Origin of the sequence: Burkholderia sp. Bp9090, from assembly GCF_003857985.1 — a bacterium.
In the GTDB taxonomy this organism is placed as follows: Bacteria; Pseudomonadota; Gammaproteobacteria; order Burkholderiales; family Burkholderiaceae; genus Burkholderia.
In genome coordinates this window covers 10,573-34,549 of sequence record NZ_QTPV01000010.1, presented here as the reverse complement: position 1 = coordinate 34,549, position 23,977 = coordinate 10,573, and the positions used below count along the sequence as shown (strand labels likewise).

Sequence of the window (23,977 nt, the reverse complement as noted above, 5' to 3'; positions counted from 1 at the left end):
ATGCGTGCCGCGCAAGCCCGCTGCAGTGCACCCAGGCGGTGTGTGTGTGCACTGCAGCAGCAACGACCGACGGGCGACGGCACGTCAGGCCGCCACCCGTGCAACGCGTTACTGGCTGAAGAGACGGCGCGTGACCGGCGAACCGGCCGGGATGCCCGCTTCCTCGAGCTTCGCGTACAGCTTCATCAGTTGCTGGTCGATCGCGACGAGCGTCGATTCCGGCAGCGGCCGGCGCGAATCGTCGACGACCCGCGCGCCGATCCGCTCGGACAGCGACTTCGCGTAATCGCACATCAGCCGGAACGGCAGGATGTCCTCTTCGGCGACCGGCACGTCGAGCACCAGCGTGATCATGTTGCCGCCCTTGTAGGTCAGGTCGTCGCGCAGGAAGTTCGTGTCACCGAACTGCAGCATGAACACGGGGTTCTGCTTCGCGTCGAGCTTCACGAACCGCGTGCCGTCGCGCGACAGCAGCAACCCGTCCTGGGACGCGACGGCCTGCACGTAGTTCGCCGACCACGGCGCGCCGTCCGACATCACGTTGATCGACAACTGCGCGTCGCACTGCGCGGCAAAGCCGTCGAGTTCGCGCGCCATCGCGACCGTCTCCATCATGTCGGGGAATTCCGGTGCGCCGTCGATCGTGTCGGCGAACTGCTGGACGCCCGTCACGAACTCGGAGAATTCGAGCTCGTTCAGCGCGCCGCTGCGGTTCGCGAGCTGCGCGGCCGCGCGCAGCTCTTCATAGCGCACGCCGTTCTGCAGCAGCTCCCATTGGCCGCCCTCCGGCTTGCCTTCGATATGCACGGGCTTGCTGCCCGCGCGGCGCAGCCGCTGCGCGGCCGGCAGGATCTTGTCGCCCGGCAGCGGCGCGCCGAGGCGAATCGGCACGATGCAGTCGATCCGGCGGTCGACGATCGCGGGCGGCGCCGACGAAATCGTCGTGGCGGCCGGCAGCACGGGTTCGGCCGGTTCGTGCGATGCGGCGGCGGCCGGCGCTTCCTGCGCGGCGGCTGCATCGTCGACGGCCTGCTCGGCCGACTCGGTCGACCCCGACGGCGCGTCGCCTCCGGTGGCTTCGGCCTGCAGGTCGGCCGGCGTGTCGGCAGGCGCCACGCCGCCGAAGGTCGGCTCGACGCGCGCGGCTTCGACCGGCGCGCTCGCGGCGGCGGCGGCCGGTGCCGGCGCCGCGGGCTCGCGGCGTGCGGGCTGGCGCACCGGCTCGATGAACGGCAGCTCTTCGTCGCGCTCGGGGCGATTCATCGCCTCGACCGCCTCTTCCGGCATCGGGCGCGGCATCCTGCGCCGCACCTTCGCGCCCTGCCACGCGTTGTAGACCACGACGCCGCCCACCACGACGGCGCCCGCGCCGATCAAACCGAGTGTCAACTCGTCCATGCACGCTCCATCAGCAATTCTTGTTCGTCGGAACCGCGAACGGGCGCCCATGCGCCGCGCGAACGCGGTCCGGTTTCTTCAAACGTCAATTCTGGGCAAAACCCGCGGCGGTTTCCATGTCCACCGCGACGATCCGCGACACGCCCTGCTCCTGCATCGTCACGCCGATCAGTTGCTGCGCCATCTCCATCGCGATCTTGTTGTGCGAGATGAAGAGGAACTGCGTCTTGTCGGACATCGCGCGCACGAGATTCGCGAAACGCTCGGTGTTCGCGTCGTCGAGCGGCGCGTCGACCTCGTCTAGCAGACAGAACGGCGCCGGGTTCAACTGGAACATCGCGAACACCAGTGCGGTGGCGGTCAGCGCCTTTTCGCCGCCCGACAGCAGGTGGATGGTCGCGTTCTTCTTGCCCGGCGGCTGCGCCATCACCTGCACGCCCGCATCGAGGATTTCGTCGCCCGTCATGATCAGCTTCGCCTGGCCGCCGCCGAACAGGCGCGGGAACAGGTCGCTGAAGTGACGGTTGACCTCGTCGAACGTACCCTGCAGCAGCGTGCGGGTTTCCTGGTCGATCTTGTGGATCGCATCCTCGAGCGTCGTGATCGCGTCGGTCAGGTCGGCCGACTGCGCATCGAGGAACACCTTGCGCTCGCTCGCGGCCTTCAGCTCGTCGAGCGCGGCCATGTTGACCGGACCCAGCGCGTTGATCGCGTTGTTCAGGCGCGTGACCTCGCCCTGCAGGTACGACGGTTTCAGGTCCGGCGTCAGCTTCTCGCGCAGCGCTTCCTCGTCGACCTCGGCCGCCGCGAGCTGCTCGGCAAACTGCTCGACGGACAGGCGCGCGGCCTGCTCCTTCAGCTGCAGCTCGGTGATGCGGTCGCGCAGCGGCTGCAGCGAGCGCTCGGCGACGAGACGCTGCTCGTCCGACGCGCGCAGCTTCGCGGTCAGGTCGTCGAGTTCGATCCGTGCCGCCTGCAGCGCCTCTTCCTTCACCGCGCGAATTTCGAGCGCGTCCTGCAGGCCCGTGTGCGCGGTCTGCTCGTTGATCGTTTCGAGTTCGGCGCGCGCGTCTTCCAGCGACGCGGCGACGCGCTCGCTCTGCTCGTGCGCGACCTGGATGCTGCGCTTCAGTTCGTCGATGCGCGTGACCGCGTTGCGCGCGGCGAAGCGCGCGTCGTTCGCGCCGCGCTCGAGGTCGCGCGCTTCCTGGCGCGCCTGCGTCAGCGATTCGTCGAGCGCCTCGAACGCGAGCTGGTTGTCCTCGAAGCGCGCCTGCAGTTCCGCGAGTTCGCCGTCGAAGCGCTCGAAGTTCGCTTCCGATTCCGCGCGCAATGCGCGCTGCTCGTCGATCTGCGCGCCGATCTCCTCGAGTTCCTCGCGGATCTGCGTGCTGCGCTGCGTGTAGCGTTCATGCGCCTGGGCGAGCTTCAGCACGTCCATCTGCAATGCATGCACGCGCTGGGTCGCGCGTTCGGCCTGCGCGCGCACGTCGCCGAGCGCCTGCGTGGCTTGCGTGTGTGCGGCTTCCGCGCGCACCGCCGCCGTGCGGGCCTCGTCGGCCAGCAGCGCCTGCGCGCGCACCTGGCGCGTCAGGTTTTCGATCTCCTGCTGGCGGGCCAGCATCCCGGCCTGCTCCGAATCGGCCGCGTACAGCTGCACGCCGACACGCGTGACGATGTGGCCGGCCTTCACGACGAACGCGCCGCCGGCCGGCAGTTGCGCGCGCGTCGCGAGTGCCTGCGCGACGTCGTCGGCGACGTACACGTTGCCGAGCCAGTCGTTCAGCACCGCGCGGATGCCTGCATCGTCGATGCGCACGAGCGACAGCACCGGGCGCAGCCCGGCCGCGGCGGCCGGCGGCTCGCCGGCCACGGGCGGCGCGTAGAACGCGAGCTTCGCGGGCGGCGCATCGGTCGCGAACGCCTTCACCCAGTCGAGATTCGACACTTCGAGCGCGGCCAGCCGCTCGCGCAGCACGGCCTCGAGCGCTGCTTCCCAGCCGGCCTCGACGTGCAGCTTCTTCCAGAGACGCGGCAGCGCGCCGAGCTCGTGCTTGTCGAGCCACGGCTGGATCTTGCCTTCGGTCTGCACGTTCTCCTGCAGCTGCTTGAGCGCGGCGAGCCGCGCCTCGAGCTGGTGGATCTGCGCGCTTTCGGCCTGCACGCGCTCCTGGGCCGCGCGGCGCTCGCCGTCGAGGCGCGGTACCGTTTCCTGCGCATCGGCGAGGCGCGCCTGGGCTTCGGCGAGGATTTCTTCCTGCTCGGCGAGCTGCATGCGCAGTTCCTCGAGCTGCGCTTCGTCGGGCGCGTCGAGCCCGCCCGCCTCGGACTTCAGGCGCTCGTGGCGCTGTTGAAGCTGCTGGAGCTGCTGGTCGGCATTGCGCTGGTGCGCGGCCTCGAGCTTCAGCGACTGTTCGGTCTGCGCGATCCGCGCGCGCTCGTCGTTGAGCTGCGCCTGCGCATCGCGCCATTTCGCCTCGAGCGCCGGCAGCGCGTCGTGTTTCGCGGCCGCGTTGTCTTCGGCGAGCGCGGCCTTTTCGTCGGCCATCGCGCGCGCCTCTTCGGCTTCCTCGAGTTCGTCCTGCGCCTTCTCGGCCTGCGCGCGCCATTGCTCGCGCTGCGCGTTCAGCGCGGCGATCTGCGCCTGCACGCGGTTGCGCGATTCGACGATGAACTTGATCTCGGCCTCGAGGCGGCTCACTTCGGCGTTGGCCTCGTAGAGCGCGCCCTGCGCGCCCTGCATCGCGTCGCTCGCCGAGTAATGCGCGACCCGCAGCGTCTCGAGCTGCGATTCGACCTCGCGCAGTTTCGCCGTCTGCGCCTCGAGGTCGATCTGCGCCTGTTCGATCGCGCGCTGCTGCTTCTGCTGCTCGCCGGCGGCCTCGTTCTTGCGCAGCAGCCACAACAGGCGCTGCTTCTCCTCGCCGTCGGCGACGAGTTCCTTGTACTTGGTCGCGACGACGGCCTGCGCCTCGAGCTTCTCGAGGTTCGCGCCGAGCTCGCGGACGATGTCCTCGACGCGCGTCAGGTTCTCGCGCGTGTCGTGCAGGCGGTTCTCGGTCTCGCGGCGGCGCTCCTTGTACTTCGACACGCCCGCGGCTTCCTCGAGGAACACGCGCAGCTCTTCCGGCTTCGCCTCGATGATCCGCGCGATCATGCCCTGCCCGATGATCGCGTACGCGCGGGGCCCGAGGCCCGTGCCGAGGAAGATGTCCTGGATGTCGCGGCGGCGCGCCGGCAGGTTGTTGATGTAGTAGCTCGACGTGCCGTCGCGCGTCAGCACGCGCTTCACGGCAATCTCGCCGTACTGGCCCCACTGCCCGGCCGCGCGGCCGTCGGAGTTGTCGAAGATCAGTTCGACGCTGGCCCGGCTGCCGGGCTTGCGGGCGGTCGAGCCGTTGAAGATCACGTCCTGCATCGACTCGCCGCGCAGCTCGGACGCGCGCGACTCGCCGAGCACCCAGCGCACGGCATCGATGATGTTGGACTTGCCGCACCCGTTCGGGCCCACCACGCCGACAAGCTGGCCCGGAACCTGGAAATGCGTGGGATCGACAAAGGATTTGAAGCCAGCGAGTTTGATCGAGCTCAGACGCACGGCGGTATCGGATGTGAAGAAGAGGTGAAACGGACGGGGCCGCGACGCGCGGGGCCGGACGGCCCGTGCGCGCGATGCGCCCCGGAATTCAAAAGCGGGGCCGCGCGCATCTCAAGCGTTGGGCCCCGCAAACGGCTTCCATCATACCATCGCGCGTGCGCCGTCCCGCCCGTCGCCGGGTTTGCCCGATGCCGGCGCGGCACGATGGACCCGGCTCGACAGCAGCGTCGCCAGCACGATGCACGCGCCGCCCGCCCACTCTCGCGCGCTCGGCAGTTCGCTCGCGAACACCCACGCCGACAGCGCGGTGATCACGATCTCGAACAGCATGATGATCGACGCGCGGTTCGCCGGCACGCGCGCGAGCCCGTATTGCACGAGCAGGTTGTTGGCGGCCATCGTCACGCCGATCGCGGCGATGATCGCTGCCGCGACGCCGAGCTGACTTCCCGCCGGCGCGGCCGGCAGCCCCTCGAACAGCGACGCGACCGCGCCGAACACCGCCGCGCCGCCGAACAGCGTCGCCGTGCGCATCTCGGCGCGCATCTCCGGCAGCTCGCGGCTCGCCTTGATCACGAGCACGTTGCTCATCGCGAAACTCAGGCCGGCCGCGAGCCCCGCCCATTCGGCCGGGTTGGCCGGCAGCGGCACGCCGAGCTGCGGCGACCACAGCATCAGCATCGCGCCGCCGATCGACAGCGCCGCGAGCGCCGCGCCGGCCCAGGTCAGCCGCTCGCGCAGCAGGAAATGCGCGTAGATCGCGGTCCATGCCGGGGTCAGGTAGAACAACAGCATCACGCGCAGCACTTCGCCGTGGATCGTGCCCCACACGAAACCGAGGTTGGTCACGCCCGCCGTGATCGCGATGCCCGGCAGCACCCAGTGCCAGCGCAGCGTGGCGATCGTGCGGTGCCGCACGACGACCACGAACAGGAACGCGACCACGCTCGTCAGCGCGCTCGCCAGCGTGCCGGTGAGCCCGAGCGACGCGAGAATCCGCAGCGGATACCAGATCAGGCCCCATACCGACGCGCCGATCAGGATGGCCAGCGTCGGCAGGCTGCCACGTACCGCGTTATTCATTTGATTCGCTACCCTTTATTCGAGCGGCCCGGCCGCCGTTCCGGCGGGCCGCGACCGCATTGCGTCACGTTATAATCGTCCGCTGCGAGCCGCGCGCCGTCGGCGCCCGCTCGCAGCCGTGCGGCACCCGCGCCGCCCCTTTCGCTCCAACCGGCCGCGATGGCCGCTTCGCCCGTGAACCCTCGACTCGACTCGCTCCAGCCCTATCCCTTCGAAAAGCTGCGCGCCCTGTTCAAGGACGTGACGCCTTCCAGCGACCTGAAACCGATCAGCTTCGGCATCGGCGAGCCCAAGCACCCGACGCCGGCGCTGATCCGCGACGCCGTGGTGGCCGCGCTCGACGGTCTCGCGTCGTACCCGGCCACGGCCGGCTCGGATGCGCTGCGCACGTCGATCGCACACTGGCTCGAACGCCGCTACGGGCTGCCGGCAATCGACCCGGCCACGCAGGTGCTGCCGGTGTCGGGGTCGCGCGAGGCGCTGTTCTCGCTCGCGCAGACGGTGATCGACGCGCGCCCGCGCGCGGATGGCAAGAAGGCGATCGTACTCTGTCCGAATCCGTTCTATCAAATTTACGAAGGCGCGGCGCTGCTGGCCGGTGCCGAACCCTATTTCGCGAACAGCGACCCGGCCCGCAACTTCGCGTGCGACTACGCGGCCGTGCCCGATGAAGTGTGGGCGCGCACCCAGCTGCTGTACGTGTGCTCGCCGGGCAACCCGACGGGCGCCGTGCTGACGCTCGACGACTGGCGCGAGCTGTTCGCGCTGTCCGACCGCCACGGTTTCGTGATCGCGTCCGACGAGTGCTATTCGGAGATCTATTTCGACGAAGCGGCGCCGCCGCTCGGCGGCCTCGAGGCCGCGCACCGCCTCGGCCGCGGCTTCGAGCGGCTCGTGATGCTGTCGAGCCTGTCGAAGCGCTCGAACGTGCCGGGCATGCGCTCGGGCTTCGTCGCCGGCGACGCCGCGCTGCTGAAAAAATTCCTGCTGTACCGCACGTACCACGGCGCCGCGCTGTCGCCGGTCTGGCAGCACGCGAGCATCGCCGCGTGGAACGACGAAGCGCACGTGCACGAGAACCGCGCGCTGTACCTGCAGAAGTTCAGCACGGTCACGCCGATGCTGGCCGACGTGATCGACGTGAAGCTGCCCGACGCCGCGTTCTACCTGTGGGCCAACGTCGCGCGCACCGGCCTGTCGGACACCGAGTTCGCCCGCCGCCTGTACGCCGACTATAATGTGACGGTTCTGCCCGGCTCGTACCTCGCGCGCGATGCGCACGGCACGAATCCGGGCCGCGATTTCATCCGGATCGCGCTCGTCGCGGGCACCCCCGAATGCGTCGAGGGCGCGCAACGCATCGTCGATTTCTGCCGGGCTCTCGCGCGGTAAGACGTCCATCCCGATCAATTCCATTCATCTCCTGCGAAAACGAACATGTCGCAACAACTTCAGCAAATCATCGATACCGCCTGGGAAAACCGCGCCGAGCTGTCGCCGAAGGCCGCGCCCGCCGACGTCCGCGAAGCCGTCGCGCACGCGATCGAGCAGCTCGACAAGGGTGCACTGCGCGTCGCCGAGAAGATCGACGGCAACTGGACCGTCCATCAGTGGCTGAAGAAGGCCGTGCTGCTGTCGTTCCGCCTGGAGGACAACGCACCGATGCCGGCGGGCGGCTACTCGCAGTTCTACGACAAGGTGCCGTCGAAGTTCGCGAACTACACGGCCGAAGACTTCGCCGCGGGCGGCTTCCGCGTCGTGCCGCCGGCCATCGCGCGCCGCGGCTCGTTCATCGCGAAGAACGTCGTGCTGATGCCGTCGTACACCAACATCGGCGCGTACGTCGACGAAGGCACGATGGTCGACACGTGGGCGACGGTCGGCTCGTGCGCGCAGATCGGCAAGAACGTGCACCTGTCGGGCGGCGTCGGCATCGGCGGCGTGCTCGAGCCGCTGCAGGCCAACCCGGTCATCATCGAAGACAACTGCTTCATCGGCGCGCGCTCGGAAGTCGTCGAAGGCGTGATCGTCGAGGAGAACTCGGTGATCTCGATGGGCGTGTACCTCGGCCAGAGCACCAAGATCTACGATCGCGAAACGGGCGAAGTCAGCTACGGCCGCATCCCGGCCGGCTCGGTCGTCGTCGCCGGCAACCTGCCGTCGAAGGACGGCTCGCACAGCCTGTACTGCGCGGTGATCGTGAAGAAGGTCGACGCGAAGACCCGCGCGAAGGTCGGTCTGAACGAGCTGCTGCGAGGCGACTGATGGCGAAGCCGCGCACCGTGGTCGTCTACGGCATTCCGAACTGCGACACCGTGAAGAAGGCCCGCGTGTGGCTCGACGATCACGGCGTCGCGTTCGAGTTCCACGACTTCAAGAAGCTCGGCGTCAGCGCACCGCTGGTCGAAGACTGGCTGAAGGACGTATCGCTCGACGCGCTCGTGAACAAGCGCGGCACGACGTGGCGCGGCCTGGACGACGCCATGAAGGCGGCCGCGGAAACGAAGTCCGGCGCGGTTGCGCTGATGATCCACAAGCCGTCGGTCATCAAGCGCCCCGTGCTCGTCGTCAACGGCCGCGTGAAATCGCTCGGCTTCGTGGCCGATCAGTACGCGGCGCTGTTTGCCGCCTAGGGCGGCCCGCGCGGCGCCCGCGCTGCACACGACGCCTCATCGCTGCCGGCCACCGCGCCGGCATTTTTTATCGAAAGTGGTCCGAACCATGTCCGCCACCCTAGCCCTTACCGAACAGCTGATCGCCCGCGCGTCCGTCACGCCCGACGACCAGCATTGCCAGCAGATCATGACCGAGCGCCTCGCCGCGCTCGGCTTCGAATGCGAAACCATCGCGTCGCACGGCGTGACCAACCTGTGGGCCGTCAAGCGCGGCGCCGACGGCCGCGACGGCAAGCTGCTCGCGTTCGCGGGCCACACCGACGTCGTGCCGACCGGCCCGCTCGAGCAGTGGACCTCGCCGCCGTTCATTCCCGCGCATCGTGACGGCAAGCTGTACGGCCGCGGCGCGGCCGACATGAAGACGTCGCTCGCGGCGTTCGTCGTCGCGTCCGAGGAATTCGTCGCGGCCCACCCCGGCCACCGCGGCGCGATCGCGTTCCTGATCACGAGCGACGAGGAAGGCCCGGCCACCGACGGCACCGTGAAAGTCGTCGAGCTGCTCAAAGCGCGCGGCGAACGTCTCGACTACTGCATCGTCGGCGAGCCGACGTCGACCACCGAACTCGGCGACGTCGTGAAGAACGGCCGCCGCGGCTCGATGTCGGGCGAACTGATCGTCAAGGGCGTGCAGGGCCACATCGCCTACCCTCACCTCGCGAAGAACCCGATCCACCTGCTCGCGCCGGCGCTCGCCGAGCTCGCCGCCGAACAGTGGGACGAAGGCAACGAATACTTCCCGCCGACCACCTGGCAGGTGTCGAACCTGCACGCCGGCACCGGTGCGACCAACGTGATCCCCGGCCACGCGGACCTGATGTTCAATTTCCGCTTTTCGACGGCGAGCACCGTCGAGGGCCTGCAGGCGCGCGTGCATGCGATCCTCGACAAGCACGGCCTCGAATATTCGCTGAAGTGGTCGGTGAGCGGCCTGCCGTTCCTCACGCCGCGCGGCGACCTGTCGAACGCGCTGGAGAACGCGATCCGCGCCGAGACCGGCCTCACGACCGAGCTGTCGACGACGGGCGGCACGTCCGACGGGCGCTTCATCGCGCGCATCTGCCCGCAGGTGATCGAGTTCGGTCCGCCGAACGGCAGCATCCACAAGATCGACGAGCACATCGACGTGCGCTTCGTCGACCCGCTGAAGAACGTGTACCGCCGCGTGCTCGAACAACTGATCGCCTGACGGAGCCTCGCATGACGACACCTTTTGCAACTGTTCGCGACCTGCTGCGCTATGCGGTCACGCGCTTCTCGAAGGCGAAGCTCGCGTTCGGCCACGGCTCGGACAACGCATACGACGAAGCCGCCTACCTCGTACTTCACACGCTCGACCTGCCGCTCGACACGCTCGAGCCGTTCCTCGATGCCCGCCTGCTGCCCGACGAAATCGCGGCCGTGCTCGCGGTGATCGAGCGACGCGCGACCGACCGCGTGCCGGCCGCGTATCTCACGCATGAAGCGTGGATGCACGGCCACCGCTTCTACGTCGACGAGCGCGTGATCGTGCCGCGCTCGTTCATCGGCGAACTGCTCGACGACGGGCTGCAGCCGTATGTCGCCGATCCCGAGCAGGTCGGCGCGGTGCTCGAGCTGTGCACCGGCTCCGGCTGCCTCGCGATCCTCGCGGCCAGCGCGTTCCCGAATGCCGAGATCGACGCGGTCGACCTGTCCGAGAAGGCGCTCGAAGTCGCCGAGATCAACGTGCGCGACTACGGCCTCGACGATCGCATCACGCTGCATCGCGGCGACCTCTATACGCCGCTGCCCGCGTTCCGCGCCGAACCCGACACGCGCTACGACGTGATCCTGACGAACCCGCCGTACGTGAACGCGACGTCGATGGCGGCCCTCCCGCCCGAGTACCGGCACGAGCCGGAAATGGCGCTCGCGGGCGGCGACGACGGGATGGACATCGTGCGGCGCATCATCGGGCAAGCGCACAACTGGCTGCACGACGACGGCGTGCTCGTCGTCGAGATCGGCAACGAGCGCGAGCACGTCGAAGCCGCGTTCGGCGGCCTCGAGCTCACGTGGCTGCCCACCAGCGCGGGCGACGACGCCGTGTTCCTGATCCAGGCGTCGGACCTGCCGCGCAAGGCCTGACGGCGCGCCGCGACCCAACCGTGCGGTACGGCACACCGCTGTCCCGCACGGTTGGGTAAGATGCGCGTACGCGGCCGTCGCGCCGCACGACTTCAGGAGTCCGTCACGCGCCCATGACCCTCGACTGGCTACATCTCGGCACCCTGGTCCTGGCCATCCATGTGCTCGGGATCATCGCGGCGTGTCATGCGCTCATGAATACCCGCACGTCGCAAGGCGCGATCGCATGGGCCGTGTCGCTCGCCGCGATGCCGTACCTGACGCTCATCCCGTACCTGTTCCTCGGCCGCAGCAAGTTCTCCGGCTACGTCGATGCACGACGCCACGAGATGGAAGCGCTGCGCACGCACGCACCGCGCGCGCCATGGCTCGCTGCGGACGCAACCGACGGGCAGGCCGCCGACGCGATCGGCCGGGCCGCCGTGCTCGCGCTCACGCGGCTGGGCGGAATGCCGTTCGTCGGCGGCAATGCGGTGCGCACGCTCGTGAACGGCGACGCAACCTTCTCGGCGATCCTGTCGGCGATCGACGCCGCGCGCGACTACGTGATCGTCCAGTTCTTCATCGTGCGCGACGACGCGCTCGGCCAGATGCTGCGCGACGCGCTGCTCGCCCGCACGGCGGCCGGCGTGCGCTGCTACCTGCTGTACGACAGCATCGGCAGCTTCGACCTGCCGCGCGGCTACGTCGACACGCTGCGCCGCGGCGGCGTCGAGGTCCATCCGTTCGCGACCCACCGCAAGTTCGTCAACCGCTTCCAGCTCAACTTCCGCAACCATCGCAAGATCGTCGTCGTCGACGGCAATCGCGCGTTCGTCGGCGGCCTCAACGTCGGTATCGAATATCTCGGTGCGAACCGGCGCCTGTCGCCGTGGCGCGACACCCATATCGAGATTCGCGGCCCGGTGGTGGCCAGCATCCAGTACGTGTTCGCCGAAGACTGGCACTGGGCCACGCAGACGCTGCCGCCGCTCGCCGCGCCGCCGGAGGCGCTACCCGACGACGCGATGCATTGCCTCGCCGTGCCGATGGGACCGGCCGACAAGCAGGAAACCGGCTCGCTGTTCTTCGTCGAGGCGATCAACGCCGCGCGCGAGCGGATCTGGATCACGACGCCGTATCTCGTGCCCGACGAAGCGGTGATCGCCGCGCTGAAGCTTGCGGTGATGCGCGGCGTCGACGTGCGCATCCTGATTCCGAGCCGGCGCGATCACTACGTGGTGTTCGAAGCGTCGAAGCTCTATGCGCGCGATCTCGTCGACGCTGGCGTCAAGGTGTTTCGCTACCGGCCCGGCTTCCTGCATCAGAAAGTGCTGCTGATCGACCGCGTCGCGGCCGCCATCGGCAGCGCGAATCTCGACAACCGCTCGTTCCGGCTGAACTTCGAAATCATGGTGCTGACCGTCGACCGCGCGTTCGCCGCCGAAGTCGAAGCGATGCTCGACGCCGATTTCGCGCTGGCCTACGAAGTCGATGCGAACGAGTATCGGCACTCGCCCGCGTGGCGGCGTATCGCAATGCACGTCGCGCGCCTGTTCGCGCCGATCCTGTAGCGGTTGCGCGAGCGCCGGCCCCGCGCCGCCGCCCGGCGGCGCATGCTTTCGCACGGCATGCCCCGGCGCCGCGACCCAGGCAGGCTCGATCCGAACCGCCCGCTCGCCGCATCGAACCGTCAAAGCAGCTTGTCGATATCCGCGGCGATTTCCTCGGGCTTCGTCGACGGCGCGTAGCGCTTGACGATCCGCCCGTCGCGGTCGATCAGGAATTTCGTGAAATTCCACTTGATCGCCTTGAGGCCGAGGATGCCGGGCGCCTCGTCGGTCAGGTAGCGGTACAGCGGATGCGCGTGGTCGCCCTTCACGTCGATCTTCGCGAACATCGGGAACGTGACGCCGTAGTTGCGCTCGCAGAACGCGCCGATCTGCGTGGCGTCGCCCGGCTCCTGCTTGCCGAACTGGTTGCACGGGAAACCGAGCACGAAGAAACCGCGGGCCGCGTACTGGTCATACAGCTTCTGCAGGCCCGCATACTGCGGCGTGAAACCGCACTCGCTCGCGGTATTGACGATCAGCAGCACCTTGCCGCGATACGCGTCGAGCGACGCCGGCGCACCGGCGAGCGTCTCTGCGCTGAACGAATACAGGGTGGACATCGGGCACTCCTTTTACGAAACCGTATCGACGTGGAGTCTAGGCGAAATCGCGCCGTTGCGGCACCTGCCGAACGGCCGATATCCGGGGCGACGCGCGCGCAGTCTAGAATAGCGGTTTTGGTCAGTCATTCCCGCCGTGATCCGTTTCAATCAGTTCAGCCTTGCGCGCGGCACCAAGCCGCTGTTCGAGTCGGCCTCGTTCGTGCTCAATCCCGGCGAGAAAGCCGGCCTGATCGGCGCGAACGGCGCCGGCAAATCGACGCTCTTCTCGGTCCTGCGCGGCGAGCTGCATTCCGACGGCGGCGATTTCGCGATGCCGCCGTCGTGGCGGATCGCCCACGTGTCGCAGGAAACGCCCGCCGTCGACCGCTCCGCGCTCGACTACACGCTCGACGGCGACACCGCGCTGCGCGAGATCGAGGCGCGTATCGCCGCCGCCTCGGCCGCGCACGACGGCGCGGCCGAAGCCGACGCGCACGCGGCGTTCGCCGACGCCGACGGCTATACGGCCCCCGCGCGCGCCGAAGCGCTGCTGCTCGGCCTCGGCTTCACGCTCGCGCAGACGCGCGAATCGGTCGCCAGCTTCTCCGGCGGCTGGCGCATGCGGCTGAACCTCGCGCAGGCGCTGATGTGCCGCTCCGACCTGCTGCTGCTCGACGAACCGACCAACCACCTCGACCTCGACGCGATCGTCTGGCTCGAAGACTGGCTGCACCGCTACGCCGGCACGCTCGTCGTGATCTCGCACGACCGCGAATTCCTCGACTCGATCTGCAACGTCACGCTGCATCTGGAAAATCGCCAGGTGAAGCGCTACGGCGGCAATTACTCGCAGTTCGAAGTGCTGCGGGCGCAGCAGCTGGCGCTGCAGCAAAGCGCGTACGAAAAGCAGCAGAAGACGATCGAGCACCTGCAGAGCTTCGTCGACCGCTTCAAGGCCAAGGCGACCAAGGCCAAGCAGGCGCAAAGCCGGATGAAGGCGCTCGAGAAGATGGAGCTGATCGCGCCCGCGCACATCGCGTCGCCGTTCACGTTCGAATTCCGCACGCCCGACGCCGCGCCGAACCCGATGATGGTGATGGAAGACGTCCGCTGCGGCTACCACGCCGAGGACGGCACGGACATCCCGATCGTCGAACGCGTGGCGCTGTCGATCCAGAACGGCCAGCGCATCGGCCTGCTCGGCGCGAACGGCCAGGGCAAGTCGACGCTGATAAAGACGCTGGCCGGCACGCTCGCGCCGCTGTCGGGCCACGTGCGCGACGGCAAGGGGCTGACGATCGGCTATTTCGCGCAGCACCAGCTCGAAACCTTGCGCGAGGACGATTCGCCGCTCGCGCATCTCGCACGGCTCGCCCCCGATACGCGCGAGCAGGAACTGCGCGACTTCCTCGGCGGCTTCAATTTCTCCGGCGACATGGCGACGAGCCCGGTCGGCCCGTTCTCGGGCGGCGAGAAGGCGCGGCTCGCGCTTGCGCTGATCATCTGGCAGAAACCGAACCTGCTGCTGCTCGACGAGCCGACCAACCACCTCGACCTCGAGACGCGTCACGCGCTGACGATGGCGCTCGCGCAGTTCGAAGGCACGCTGATCCTCGTCTCGCACGACCGCCACCTGCTGCGCGCGACCACCGACCAGTTCATGCTCGTCGCGAAGCACCGGCTGCAGCCGTTCGACGGCGACCTCGACGATTACCGCGACTGGCTGCTGCAGCATGCGGCCGAACAACGCGCGGCCGCGAAGGCCGACAGCGCGGCGGCAGCGGGCGCGGATCCGGGCGTCAACCGCAAGGATCAGAAGCGTCAGGCGGCCGAGGAGCGCCAGCGGCTGTCGCAGCTGAAGAAACCGCTGCAGAACCGCATCACGAAGCTCGAAAGGGAAATGGAAACGCTGCACGCGGAGAAGGCGCGCCTCGACGCGTTCGTCGCCGATCCGGCGAGCTACGAAGCCGCGCGCAAGACGGAACTGACCGAAGCGATCCGCAAGCTGGGCGAGGTCAATGCCCGGCTCGAAACGGTCGAGGCGGACTGGCTCGCCGTGCAGGAAGAACTCGAGCAGATCGGCTGAACGCGCCCGGCGCGCCGTCAGCCGGTCGTTTCAGCGGCGGCCGCACGCCTAGGCACGATCCACGACCGGCGAACCCGCCCGGCCGCACCGGGCGCGGAAACGACAAGGCCGGGCGCCCGGGCCCGGCCTCTTTGTCATTGTTGCGTTCGACGTGATCGCGTCCGCCGTCCGCCGGCCGCGCCATCCGCTCAACGCCGCGGCAACGTATCGCGCGGCATCTGCTCGTCATCGCCCATCAGGTGACGCCGCCCTTCGGTCGGCCGGCGGATCGCCGCGGCGACCTCCGCTTCCGTCACGTCCTCGGACACGACCCGGCGCGCCAGGCGCCCTTCGTCGTCGATCCATTCGACGATCCGGCATCCGCCGCCCCACGGCTGAACGATCGGCTCCGACACACGGCAGCCGCGCAGGTTGTAACTGCGTCCGCTCGGCGCTTCCCCATACTGTTTAAACATAGGTTCCCTTCGCATTGCGCGGTTCGACAATCCGGCAAAGGATAGGGAAAAGCGATGTCCGGCGGGTTACATCAGCCTACATATTCATTACATTCAATTACGCGACAGATCACCGTGGCCAATGCACGGCGGCGCTGGCCAGCCACGGCTATTCGAGATCGCGCACACGGTCGATCGCCTGCTCGATCCGCTCGACGGCCATCACGTTCAGTCCTTCGATCGGCTGTTTCGGTGCATTCGCCTTCGGGATCAGCGCGGCGGTGAAACCGAGCTTCGCCGCCTCGCGCAGGCGTTCCTGGCCGCGTGGGGATGGCCGGATCTCGCCCGCCAGCCCCACTTCGCCGAACACGATCAGGCCCTTCGGCAGCGCCTTGTTGCGCATCGACGAATGGATCGCGAGCAGCACCGCGAGGTCGGCGGCCGGCTCGGTGATCTTCACGCCGCCCACCGCGTTCAGGAACACGTCCTGGTCGAAACACGCGATGCCCGCGTGCCGGTGCAGCACCGCGAGCAGCATCGCGAGCCGGTTCTGCTCGAGGCCGACCGCGAGCCGGCGCGGGTTCGGCACGTGGGCCGTATCGACGAGCGCCTGGATCTCGACGAGCAGCGGGCGCGTTCCCTCCTGCGTGACGAGCACGCAGGAACCCGGCACGACCTGCTCGTGCTGCGACAGGAATAGCGCGGACGGGTTCGCGACGCCACGCAGCCCGCGCTCGGTCATCGCGAACACGCCGAGCTCGTTGACCGCGCCGAAGCGGTTCTTGAACGCGCGCACGAGCCGGAACGACGAATGGGTGTCGCCCTCGAAGTACAGCACCGTGTCGACGATATGCTCGAGCACGCGCGGGCCCGCGAGGTTGCCCTCCTTCGTCACGTGCCCGACCATGATGATCGCGGTGCCGGACTGCTTCGCGATGCGCGTGAGCTGCGCCGCGCACTCGCGCACCTGCGCGACCGAGCCGGGCGCCGATGTCAGCGCTTCGGAATAGACGGTCTGGATCGAGTCGATGACGGCGACGTCCGGCCGTTCCGCGTCGATCGCGGCCTGGATCTTCTCGAGCTGGATCTCGGCGAGCAGCTTCAGCTCGGCCGCCGGCGCGCCGCCGTCGAGCAGTGCGAGCCGTTGCGCGCGCAACGCGATCTGCGCGGCCGATTCCTCGCCGCTGATATAGAGTGCGCGCCGCTCGCTCGCGATGTCCGCGAGCGACTGCAGCAACAGCGTCGACTTGCCGATGCCGGGATCGCCGCCGATCAGCACGACGCCGCCAGGGACCAGCCCGCCGCCCAGCACGCGATCGAATTCGCCGATGCCGGTGGAGAACCGCGGCACGTCGGCCGCCTCGATGTCGACGAGGCGCTGCACGGGCGCGCGTTTCGCGAGCGACTGGAAGCGATGGGCGGCCGGCGACTCGGCGACCGATTCGACGAGCGTGTTCCAGGCCTGGCACGACGGGCATTGCCCCTGCCACTTCGGGGTTTGTCCGCCGCACTCGCTGCAGACGTAGACGGTTTTCTGTTTGGCCACGCGTGCTGCCCTTATTCCGCGCGCACCGGTACGCGGGCGGCGACCGCGCACATCAGTTCATAGCCGATGGTCCCGCAATGGCGCGCGACGTCGTCGATCGGCAGCGCGTTGCCCCACAGCTCGACCCGCGCGCCGACGCCGGCCTGCGGGCACGGCGTCAGGTCGACGGTAATCATGTCCATCGACACGCGGCCGACGATCCGCGTGCGGATGCCGTCGACGATCACGGGCGTGCCTTCGGGTGCGACGCGCGGATAGCCGTCCGCATAGCCGCACGCGACGACGCCGATGCGCATCTGCGCTTGCGCGGAGAACGTCGAGCCATAGCCGATCGCCTGCCCCTTCGCGATCGTCTGCACGGCGATCAGCTCGGAGGCGAGCGTCATCGCAGGCTTCAGGCCCGTATCGGCGATGTCGGACGACAGCCCCGACGGCGATGCGCCGTACAGCACGATCCCCGGCCGCACCCAGTCGAAGTGCGTATCCGGATGCCACAGCACGGCCGCCGAATTCGCGAGGCTGCGCGCGCCCGCGATGCTTGCCGCGCCGCGCTCGAACGTCGCGAGCTGCTCGGCGACGCCGCGCTCGTTGTCGGCGTCCGAAAAATGGGTCATCAACGTGATCTGGCCGATGCCGGGGCACGCACGGGCGCGCTCCCACGCGGCGCGGTACTTCTCCGGCACGTAGCCGAGCCGGTTCATCCCGCTGTTCATCTTGAGCTGCACGTTGACGGGCTTCGACAGCCGCGCCGTCTCCAGCATCCGCATCTGCTCGTCGTTGTGGACGGTGGTCGTGAGGCTGTAGCGGTCGATCACGTCGATGTCGGTCGACCGGAAGAACCCTTCGAGCAGCAGGATGGGGCCGGCCCAGCCGAGCTCGCGCAGCTTCACGGCCTCGTCGAGGTCGAGCAGGCCGAAGCCGTCGGTGCCGCGCAGGCCGGGAAACACGCGCGCGAGACCGTGGCCGTACGCGTTGGCCTTGACGACCGCCCAGACCTTGGACGGGCCGGCAAAGCGGCGGACGACGGAGAGATTGTTCGCGAGGGCGGCGGTGTGGATGGTGGCGGAGATCGGGCGCGGCATGGGAAATTTACGTAAAGACGCTTGCGAATCATCAGCTTACCGCGCCTTTTGAGCACCGAAGCCGACAATTTGCGGAACGATCGGGGAATCTTGCTAGTCCGAATTGCCGTATTTTCGTGTTATAAAGCCGTGCGCACAACCCATTTCGAACGGAATAAGCCGATCGCATACCAGGCGGCCTACGCGGCCCTGCCGCAGCGACGAAAGCATCGCATCAGATGAAAAAAGGTTTTTACACCATCATGGCCGCGCAGTTTTTCTCGTCGCTGGCCGACAATGCGCTTCTCATCGCCGCCATCGCCCTGCTGAAAGACCTCCACGCCCCCAACTGGATGACACCGCTGCTCAAGCTGTTCTTCGTGTTGTCGTATGTGGTGCTGGCGGCCTATGTCGGTGCGTTCGCCGATTCGCGTCCGAAGGGGCGCGTGATGTTCATCACCAATTCGATCAAGGTGGTCGGCTGCCTGATCATGCTGCTCGGCGCCCATCCGCTGATCGCATACGGCATCGTCGGGTTCGGCGCCGCGGCCTACTCGCCCGCGAAGTACGGCATTCTGACCGAGCTGCTGCCGGCCGACCGGCTCGTCGCCGCGAACGGCTGGATCGAAGGCACGACCGTCAGCTCGATCATCCTCGGCACCGTGCTCGGCGGCGCGCTGATCAGCCCGCACATCGCGTCGCACGTGATCGCGCACACGCCAGCCTGGATCGCCACGCCCGCCGAAGCGGCGATGGTGATCATCATGGCGATCTACGTGATCGCCGCCATCTTCAATCTGCGGATCCCCGATACCGGCGCGCGCTACCCGAAGCAGGAGCGCGGCCCGGTCAAGCTCCTCACCGACTTCGCCGACTGCTTCATGGTGCTCTGGCGCGACAAGCTCGGCCAGATCTCGCTCGCGGTCACGACGCTGTTCTGGGGCGCGGGCGCGACGCTGCAGTTCATCGTGCTGAAGTGGGCCGAAGTGTCGCTCAACATGTCGCTGTCCGAAGGCGCGATCCTGCAGGCGGTGGTCGCGGTCGGCGTCGCGGGCGGTGCGATCGCCGCCGCCGCGCGGATCCCGCTGAAGAAGTCGCTCAGCGTGCTGCCGGTCGGCATCATCATGGGCATCGCGGTCATGCTGATGGCGTTCTACACGCGCGACCTGTTCCCGGCGCACTGGGCCGTGCATTTCGGCCACCTGCGCCTGCCGGTGTACCTGATCGTCGCGTACATCTTCCTGATCTGCGTCGGCGCGCTGTCCGGCTACTTCGTGGTTCCGATGAACGCGCTGCTGCAGCATCGCGGCCACGTGCTGCTGTCGGCCGGCCATTCGATCGCGGTGCAGAACTTCAACGAGAACCTGTCGGTGCTCGTGATGCTGTGCCTGTATGCGGTGCTGGTCTGGCTCGACGTGCCGGTCGGCGTCGTGATCGTGCTGTTCGGCACGTTCGTGTGCCTGACGATGTGGCTCGTGATGCGCCGCCACCAGGCGAACCAGCGTCAGTTCGACTCGGTCGCGCTGATCGGTGAATCGCGGCACTGACGCTACACTTCCTGTTTCCGTCCGTCGGTGCCGGTCTTCGAACCGGCGCCTTGCCATCATGACGCACCCGATACCCAACGTCCTGACGATCGCCGGCTCCGACTCGGGCGGCGGCGCGGGCATCCAGGCCGACCTCAAGACCTTCTCCGCGCTCGGCGCGTACGGCGCGAGCGTGATCACCGCGCTGACCGCGCAGAACACGCGCGGCGTGACCGGCGTGCACGCTCCGGACGCCGCGTTCGTGACCGCGCAGCTCGACGCGGTGTTCGACGACATCCGCATCGACGCGGTCAAGATCGGCATGCTCGCGAACGCGGCGATCGTGCACGCGGTCGCCGACGCGCTGCGGCGCCATGCGCCGCGTTTCGTCGTGCTCGATACGGTGATGATTTCGAAGAGTTCGCACGCGCTGCTCGCGCCCGATGCGGTCGACGCATTGCGCGACGCGCTGCTGCCGCTCGCGACCGTCGTCACGCCGAACCTGCCCGAAGCGGCCGCCCTGCTCGGCGACACGCCCGCGATGACCGAAGACGACATGGTCCGGCAAGGCCAGGCGCTGCTGAAGACCGGCGCGCGCGCCGTGCTGATGAAGGGCGGCCACCTGCCCGACGCGGCCGCGAGCCCCGACTGGCTCGTCGATGCGGCGCATGCGGTGCGGTTCGACGGCACGCGCGTGCCGGTCAGCAACACGCACGGCACGGGCTGCACGCTGTCGTCGGCGATCGCCGCGCTGCTGCCGCAGCGGCCCGATCTCGACAGCGCGGTGCGCGAAGCGAAGGCCTACCTGACCGGCGCGATCGCCGCGAGCGGCCAGCTCGACGTCGGCCACGGCGTCGGCCCCGTCCATCACTTCCATCGCTGGTGGTAAGCGCCGGCTGATGCGGCGTCAGTGGTCCTGGGCAGCGAACGCCTGCGCACGCGCGGGCCAGTCGTCCGGCACGATGAAACCGCGCGCCGTCTCCCGCCATACGCCGTTGCCGTCCAGTCGATGGACGCCGATCAGCGCGGGCGCCTGGCGCGCCGTCAAGGCGGACGGCAATTCGAGCGAATACGCCAGCGGTTCGGGCGCGGCGTCGGCCGCCACCCGCCGCGGCGCGAGCCATGCGAGCCGCGGCAGCACGTTCCATGCCGCACCGTCGGGCTGTGCGGATGCCCACGCCGGCCACTGCGCGTGCGTGAGCCAGAACCCGCGCGGATGATCGGCCGCGATTTCCGCGGCCACCGGCGGCAGCGGCACGCCGTGCGGATAGAACAGCCAGCCCTTGATGAACATCTGCGCATCGGACGGCGCGCCGTAGCCCAGCAGCGCGAACCCGTGGCGATCGCTCAGCCGCAGCTGATGCTCGAGCAGCCGGCTGCGCTTGCGGTCGAGGCGGTCGACGAGATTCGGCCCGACGAAATCCGCGAGCGACGCGTCGCCGTCGACCGGCGCGCATAGATAGCACTTGACCGCGAGTTCCCAGTGCAGGCGCAGCCCGCCCGGCGCATCGACGAGGAAATCGACCTCGCCGAGCGTCTTGCCGTTGCTGCGCAGCGGCAGGTTGGCGGCGACGAGCCGCAGCGACGGCCCGTGCGTGAGGAAATACTCGAGCAGGCATTCGGCATAGCGGCCGAGTCGCACGGGCCGCAGCCCGTCGAGCGCGCGGTGCAGCGGCTCGGGCGCGGCATCGAGCGCGACGAGCCACGCTTCGACGGCCACCCGCTCGACCGCATCCGCCCACGGATGCGCGAGCGGCGCCCCGGGCGCGGCAGTGAGCAGGCTCGGGCTCGCGAGGAGCCAGCCCAGATCGCGGACCGCGGCATCGTGCAGCGTATCGACGAACGCGACCGCCGCGCCGCGCGTCATTGTCCGGCCGGCCCGTGCGCGGCGGCGCCCTCCGCCCGCTGGAACGTATCGCGCGCCAGGCACAGGTCGGCCCACGCCTTCGACTTGTCCTGCAGGCTGCGCAGCAGGTACGCCGGGTGGTAGGTGACGATCACCGGCACGCCTTCGTACGTGTGCACGCGGCCGCGCAGCGATGCGATGCTCGCGTCCGTCTTCAGCAGCGTCTGCGCGGCGAAGCGGCCGAGCGCGACGATCAGCTTCGGTTTCACGAGCGCGACCTGGCGCTGCAGGTACGGCTCGCAGCGCGCGACCTCGTCCGGTTCCGGGTTGCGGTTGCCGGGCGGGCGGCACTTGATCACGTTCGCGATGTAGACGTTGTCGCCGCGCTTGAGCGCGAGCGACTGCAGCATGTTGTCGAGCAGCTTGCCGGCCTGGCCGACGAACGGCTCGCCCTGCCTGTCCTCGTTCTCGCCCGGCGCTTCGCCGATCAGCATCCAGTCCGCTTCCCGATCGCCGACACCGAACACGGTATTGGTGCGCTTCTCGCAGAGGCGGCAGCTCGTGCAGCCGGCGACGCGTGCGGCGAGCGCATCCCAGTCGAGCATCGCGACCGGCGTTGCAGCAGGACGCGCTTCGGCCGGCGGCAGCGGATCGCCAGGCGGCGCCGCGTCGAACCACGCGAAATCGTCTTCGGTGAGCGGCGGCAGGTCGTCCGCGGCGGCGGCGGCGGCCGGGGACGATGCCGGCCCGGCGGATGCGCGCTCTTCGTCGATCGCGGCACGCGCGCCGCTGCCCGTTTCCGCAGCCGGTGCCGCGGAGCGCGCGGCGCCCCCAGCGGGCGGCGTATCCGCCAGCGGCATATCGCCGCGCGGGAACACGCGTGCAGCCGCCTGCGTGTCACGCGGCTGCTCCGACGTCGGCCGCGACGCGGGCGCGACGGTTGCGGCCGCAACGGCGGACGCATCGTCGGCCGCGCCCGGCACGCCAACCGGCCCGGCCCCCGCCCCACCCGCTTCGGCGCCTTCCGCGCGCGACCCGCGCCGCACCCAGATCTGCGCGAGCCCCATTTCCTCGAGCGCTGCTTCAGCCCACGCCATGCGCGTCCCCTTCGTCCTTGTTCAGCGTCAGACGCATCACGATCGCGTCCTCCCGGCTGCGATGCCGCGCCGGATAGTAGTTCTTGCGCCGGCCGATCGTCACGAAGCCGAAGCGCTCGTACAGATGGATCGCCCGCGGATTGGACGGCCGCACCTCGAGCAGCACGCCGTCGAGCCCCTCCGCGCGCGAGATGCGCACGGCTTCGCGCAGCAGCGCGAGGCCCGCGCCCGACTGCTGGGCGGCCGGCGCGACGCACAGGTTCAGCAGGTGCATTTCGTCGATCACCGGCATCAGCACGCAATAGCCGACGAGCGCGCCCGTCACGTGCCGCAGGCACACGCCGAAATAGCCGTTGCGCAACGAATCCTGGAAATTGCCGCGGCTCCACGGGAATTCGTACGCGACCTGCTCGATCGCGACGACCTCGTCAAGATCGGTGTCGGTCATCGGCGACAGATAGCGGTCGCTCAACAGGACGCCCGTCATCGTTTTGCTCCGTCCGTCTGCGCGGCACGCGCGGCCATGCGCTCGGCGGTGGTCTGCGCGACCTTGTCGCGCACGTATTCGGGTGCGGCCTGGTCGGCCGGCACCGTCCGGCCGGCGCGGAATGCCCGCAGCGCGGCATGCGCGACCGCCAGCGCATGCGGCAGCGCGTCGCCGTCGATCACGGCCGCGGCCGCCGCGGCCGGCAGTTGCGCGCCGAACGCGGCGGCCGCGTTGCCCGCGAGCGTGAACGGCGCGTCGGGCACGCCGACGGCGCCCGGTGCATCGAGCGACGCCGGATGCAGCGTGCGCCAGTCGCCCGCCTGCTCGTCCCATGCGAAGTCGGCCCAGTACGCTTCGTCCATCCGCGCGTCGAGCGCGGCCAGCACGCGCGTCGTGCCGGGTGCGCGCAGCCGCGCGTGTTCGGCGCACGCGAGCAGCGTGCTGACCGGCACGACCGGCAGCCCGCGCCCGAACGCGAGCCCCTGGGTAATGCCGGTCGCGGTGCGCAGCCCGGTGAACGAGCCGGGGCCCGCGCCGAACGCGATCGCGTCGCAATCGGCGAACGTGAGGCCCGATTCGGCGAAGAGTTCCTGGATGGCCGGCAGCACGCGCGTGCTCGACACGGCGCCCGTCAGCTCGTGGCGGACCCAGGTTTGCGTGGTGGAAACGGCGTCATCGGCGAAAGCCGAGCGCAGCAGCGCGACCGAGCAGTATTCGGTCGACGTATCGATGGCGAGGAGCACTGTTTGCGTCATGGCCGACATTGTAATGCGGCGCCCCGCTCCCACGGGCGGTCGGACCCGATCGCGATGCGCGCGCCGCGCGGCTGGCGGTTTGGAAGGATCGCTCGACCCCGCGCGGCGCGGCGCTTGTTAAGATCGCCCGACCTGAAACCCTTAC

20 protein-coding genes are annotated in these 23,977 nt (G+C 68.9%); 9 read left to right on the top strand and 11 right to left on the bottom strand.

Annotation, left to right across the window (positions count from 1 at the left end; translation table 11 throughout):
* Window positions 1–108 precede the first annotated feature (108 nt).
* From DIE16_RS12120 to DIE16_RS12110, 3 genes are all read right to left on the bottom strand, one after another.
* The gene (locus DIE16_RS12120) at window positions 109–1,398 is read right to left on the bottom strand and encodes a cell division protein ZipA C-terminal FtsZ-binding domain-containing protein (protein ID WP_124892335.1); all 1,290 of its coding nucleotides are present in this window, start codon (window positions 1,396–1,398) and stop codon (window positions 109–111) included.
* Window positions 1,399–1,483: 85 nt separating this feature from the next.
* Entirely contained in the window at window positions 1,484–4,996 is a 3,513-nt protein-coding gene (smc, locus tag DIE16_RS12115; protein WP_044847936.1) for a chromosome segregation protein SMC, read from the bottom strand.
* Window positions 4,997–5,137: 141 nt separating this feature from the next.
* Window positions 5,138–6,079 (bottom strand): DMT family transporter, encoded by a 942-nt coding sequence (locus DIE16_RS12110; protein WP_044847937.1) that lies wholly within the window; start codon window positions 6,077–6,079, stop codon window positions 5,138–5,140.
* Window positions 6,080–6,238: 159 nt separating this feature from the next.
* On the opposite strand from DIE16_RS12110, the gene dapC reads away from it, so the two are divergent.
* The 6 genes from dapC to cls all read left to right on the top strand — a co-directional run bounded on the left by dapC (window position 6,239) and on the right by cls (window position 12,413).
* Window positions 6,239–7,471 (top strand): succinyldiaminopimelate transaminase, encoded by a 1,233-nt coding sequence (dapC, locus tag DIE16_RS12105; RefSeq protein WP_124892334.1) that lies wholly within the window; start codon window positions 6,239–6,241, stop codon window positions 7,469–7,471.
* Between the two features lie 45 nt (window positions 7,472–7,516).
* Window positions 7,517–8,344, top strand: coding sequence for a 2,3,4,5-tetrahydropyridine-2,6-dicarboxylate N-succinyltransferase (gene dapD, locus DIE16_RS12100; RefSeq protein ID WP_006478479.1), 828 nt, complete (start codon window positions 7,517–7,519; stop codon window positions 8,342–8,344).
* Window positions 8,344–8,712: an ArsC family reductase gene (locus tag DIE16_RS12095; protein WP_124486181.1), complete on the top strand. Its 369-nt coding sequence runs from the start codon at window positions 8,344–8,346 to the stop codon at window positions 8,710–8,712. The genes dapD and DIE16_RS12095 overlap by 1 nt, the downstream gene beginning before the upstream one ends.
* Window positions 8,713–8,800: 88 nt before the next feature.
* Window positions 8,801–9,940, top strand: coding sequence for a succinyl-diaminopimelate desuccinylase (gene dapE, locus DIE16_RS12090; RefSeq protein WP_124892333.1), 1,140 nt, complete (start codon window positions 8,801–8,803; stop codon window positions 9,938–9,940).
* Window positions 9,941–9,951: 11 nt separating this feature from the next.
* Complete coding sequence (prmB, locus tag DIE16_RS12085) at window positions 9,952–10,860, top strand: 50S ribosomal protein L3 N(5)-glutamine methyltransferase (RefSeq protein WP_124519992.1); 909 nt, start codon at window positions 9,952–9,954, stop codon at window positions 10,858–10,860.
* Window positions 10,861–10,973: 113 nt separating this feature from the next.
* Window positions 10,974–12,413, top strand: coding sequence for a cardiolipin synthase (gene cls / locus DIE16_RS12080; protein WP_124486178.1), 1,440 nt, complete (start codon window positions 10,974–10,976; stop codon window positions 12,411–12,413).
* Window positions 12,414–12,532: 119 nt separating this feature from the next.
* On the opposite strand, the gene DIE16_RS12075 is transcribed toward cls, so the two are convergent.
* Complete coding sequence (locus DIE16_RS12075; protein WP_069745053.1) at window positions 12,533–13,012, bottom strand: glutathione peroxidase; 480 nt, start codon at window positions 13,010–13,012, stop codon at window positions 12,533–12,535.
* A gap of 136 nt (window positions 13,013–13,148) precedes the next feature.
* On the opposite strand from DIE16_RS12075, the gene DIE16_RS12070 reads away from it, so the two are divergent.
* Complete coding sequence (locus DIE16_RS12070) at window positions 13,149–15,080, top strand: ATP-binding cassette domain-containing protein (protein ID WP_044847944.1); 1,932 nt, start codon at window positions 13,149–13,151, stop codon at window positions 15,078–15,080.
* 188 nt (window positions 15,081–15,268) lie between these two features.
* On the opposite strand, the gene DIE16_RS12065 is transcribed toward DIE16_RS12070, so the two are convergent.
* The 3 genes from DIE16_RS12065 to alr all read right to left on the bottom strand — a co-directional run bounded on the left by DIE16_RS12065 (window position 15,269) and on the right by alr (window position 18,142).
* Window positions 15,269–15,535: a DUF2866 domain-containing protein gene (locus DIE16_RS12065; RefSeq protein ID WP_044847945.1), complete on the bottom strand. Its 267-nt coding sequence runs from the start codon at window positions 15,533–15,535 to the stop codon at window positions 15,269–15,271.
* Between the two features lie 148 nt (window positions 15,536–15,683).
* Window positions 15,684–17,060 carry a DNA repair protein RadA gene (radA, locus tag DIE16_RS12060; protein ID WP_044847946.1) on the bottom strand — a complete coding sequence of 459 codons (1,377 nt, stop codon included), beginning with the start codon at window positions 17,058–17,060 and terminating at the stop codon, window positions 15,684–15,686.
* Between the two features lie 11 nt (window positions 17,061–17,071).
* Window positions 17,072–18,142 (bottom strand): alanine racemase, encoded by a 1,071-nt coding sequence (alr, locus tag DIE16_RS12055; RefSeq protein ID WP_044847947.1) that lies wholly within the window; start codon window positions 18,140–18,142, stop codon window positions 17,072–17,074.
* Window positions 18,143–18,360: 218 nt separating this feature from the next.
* Here alr and lplT point away from each other — a divergent pair, with 218 nt between their 5' ends.
* Together lplT and thiD are read left to right on the top strand one after the other, a co-directional pair.
* Complete coding sequence (gene lplT / locus DIE16_RS12050) at window positions 18,361–19,668, top strand: lysophospholipid transporter LplT (protein ID WP_044847948.1); 1,308 nt, start codon at window positions 18,361–18,363, stop codon at window positions 19,666–19,668.
* A 58-nt stretch (window positions 19,669–19,726) separates the two neighbouring features.
* A complete protein-coding gene (thiD, locus tag DIE16_RS12045) occupies window positions 19,727–20,536 on the top strand; it encodes a bifunctional hydroxymethylpyrimidine kinase/phosphomethylpyrimidine kinase (protein ID WP_124486176.1) in 810 nt (269 codons plus the stop codon).
* Window positions 20,537–20,554: 18 nt separating this feature from the next.
* Here the strand turns inward: thiD and DIE16_RS12040 are convergent, their stop codons facing one another.
* From DIE16_RS12040 to tsaB, 4 genes are read right to left on the bottom strand one after another with little or no spacing between them, the layout of a single operon-like run.
* Window positions 20,555–21,514 carry a DUF1853 family protein gene (locus DIE16_RS12040; RefSeq protein WP_124892332.1) on the bottom strand — a complete coding sequence of 320 codons (960 nt, stop codon included), beginning with the start codon at window positions 21,512–21,514 and terminating at the stop codon, window positions 20,555–20,557.
* Complete coding sequence (locus DIE16_RS12035) at window positions 21,511–22,590, bottom strand: uracil-DNA glycosylase family protein (protein ID WP_124519986.1); 1,080 nt, start codon at window positions 22,588–22,590, stop codon at window positions 21,511–21,513. The genes DIE16_RS12040 and DIE16_RS12035 overlap by 4 nt, the downstream gene beginning before the upstream one ends.
* The gene (gene rimI / locus DIE16_RS12030) at window positions 22,577–23,077 is read right to left on the bottom strand and encodes a ribosomal protein S18-alanine N-acetyltransferase (protein WP_044847952.1); all 501 of its coding nucleotides are present in this window, start codon (window positions 23,075–23,077) and stop codon (window positions 22,577–22,579) included. Before rimI ends, DIE16_RS12035 begins: the two co-directional genes overlap by 14 nt.
* Complete coding sequence (gene tsaB / locus DIE16_RS12025) at window positions 23,074–23,841, bottom strand: tRNA (adenosine(37)-N6)-threonylcarbamoyltransferase complex dimerization subunit type 1 TsaB (RefSeq protein WP_124486172.1); 768 nt, start codon at window positions 23,839–23,841, stop codon at window positions 23,074–23,076. The genes rimI and tsaB overlap by 4 nt, the downstream gene beginning before the upstream one ends.
* Between the last annotated feature and the right edge of the window lie 136 nt (window positions 23,842–23,977).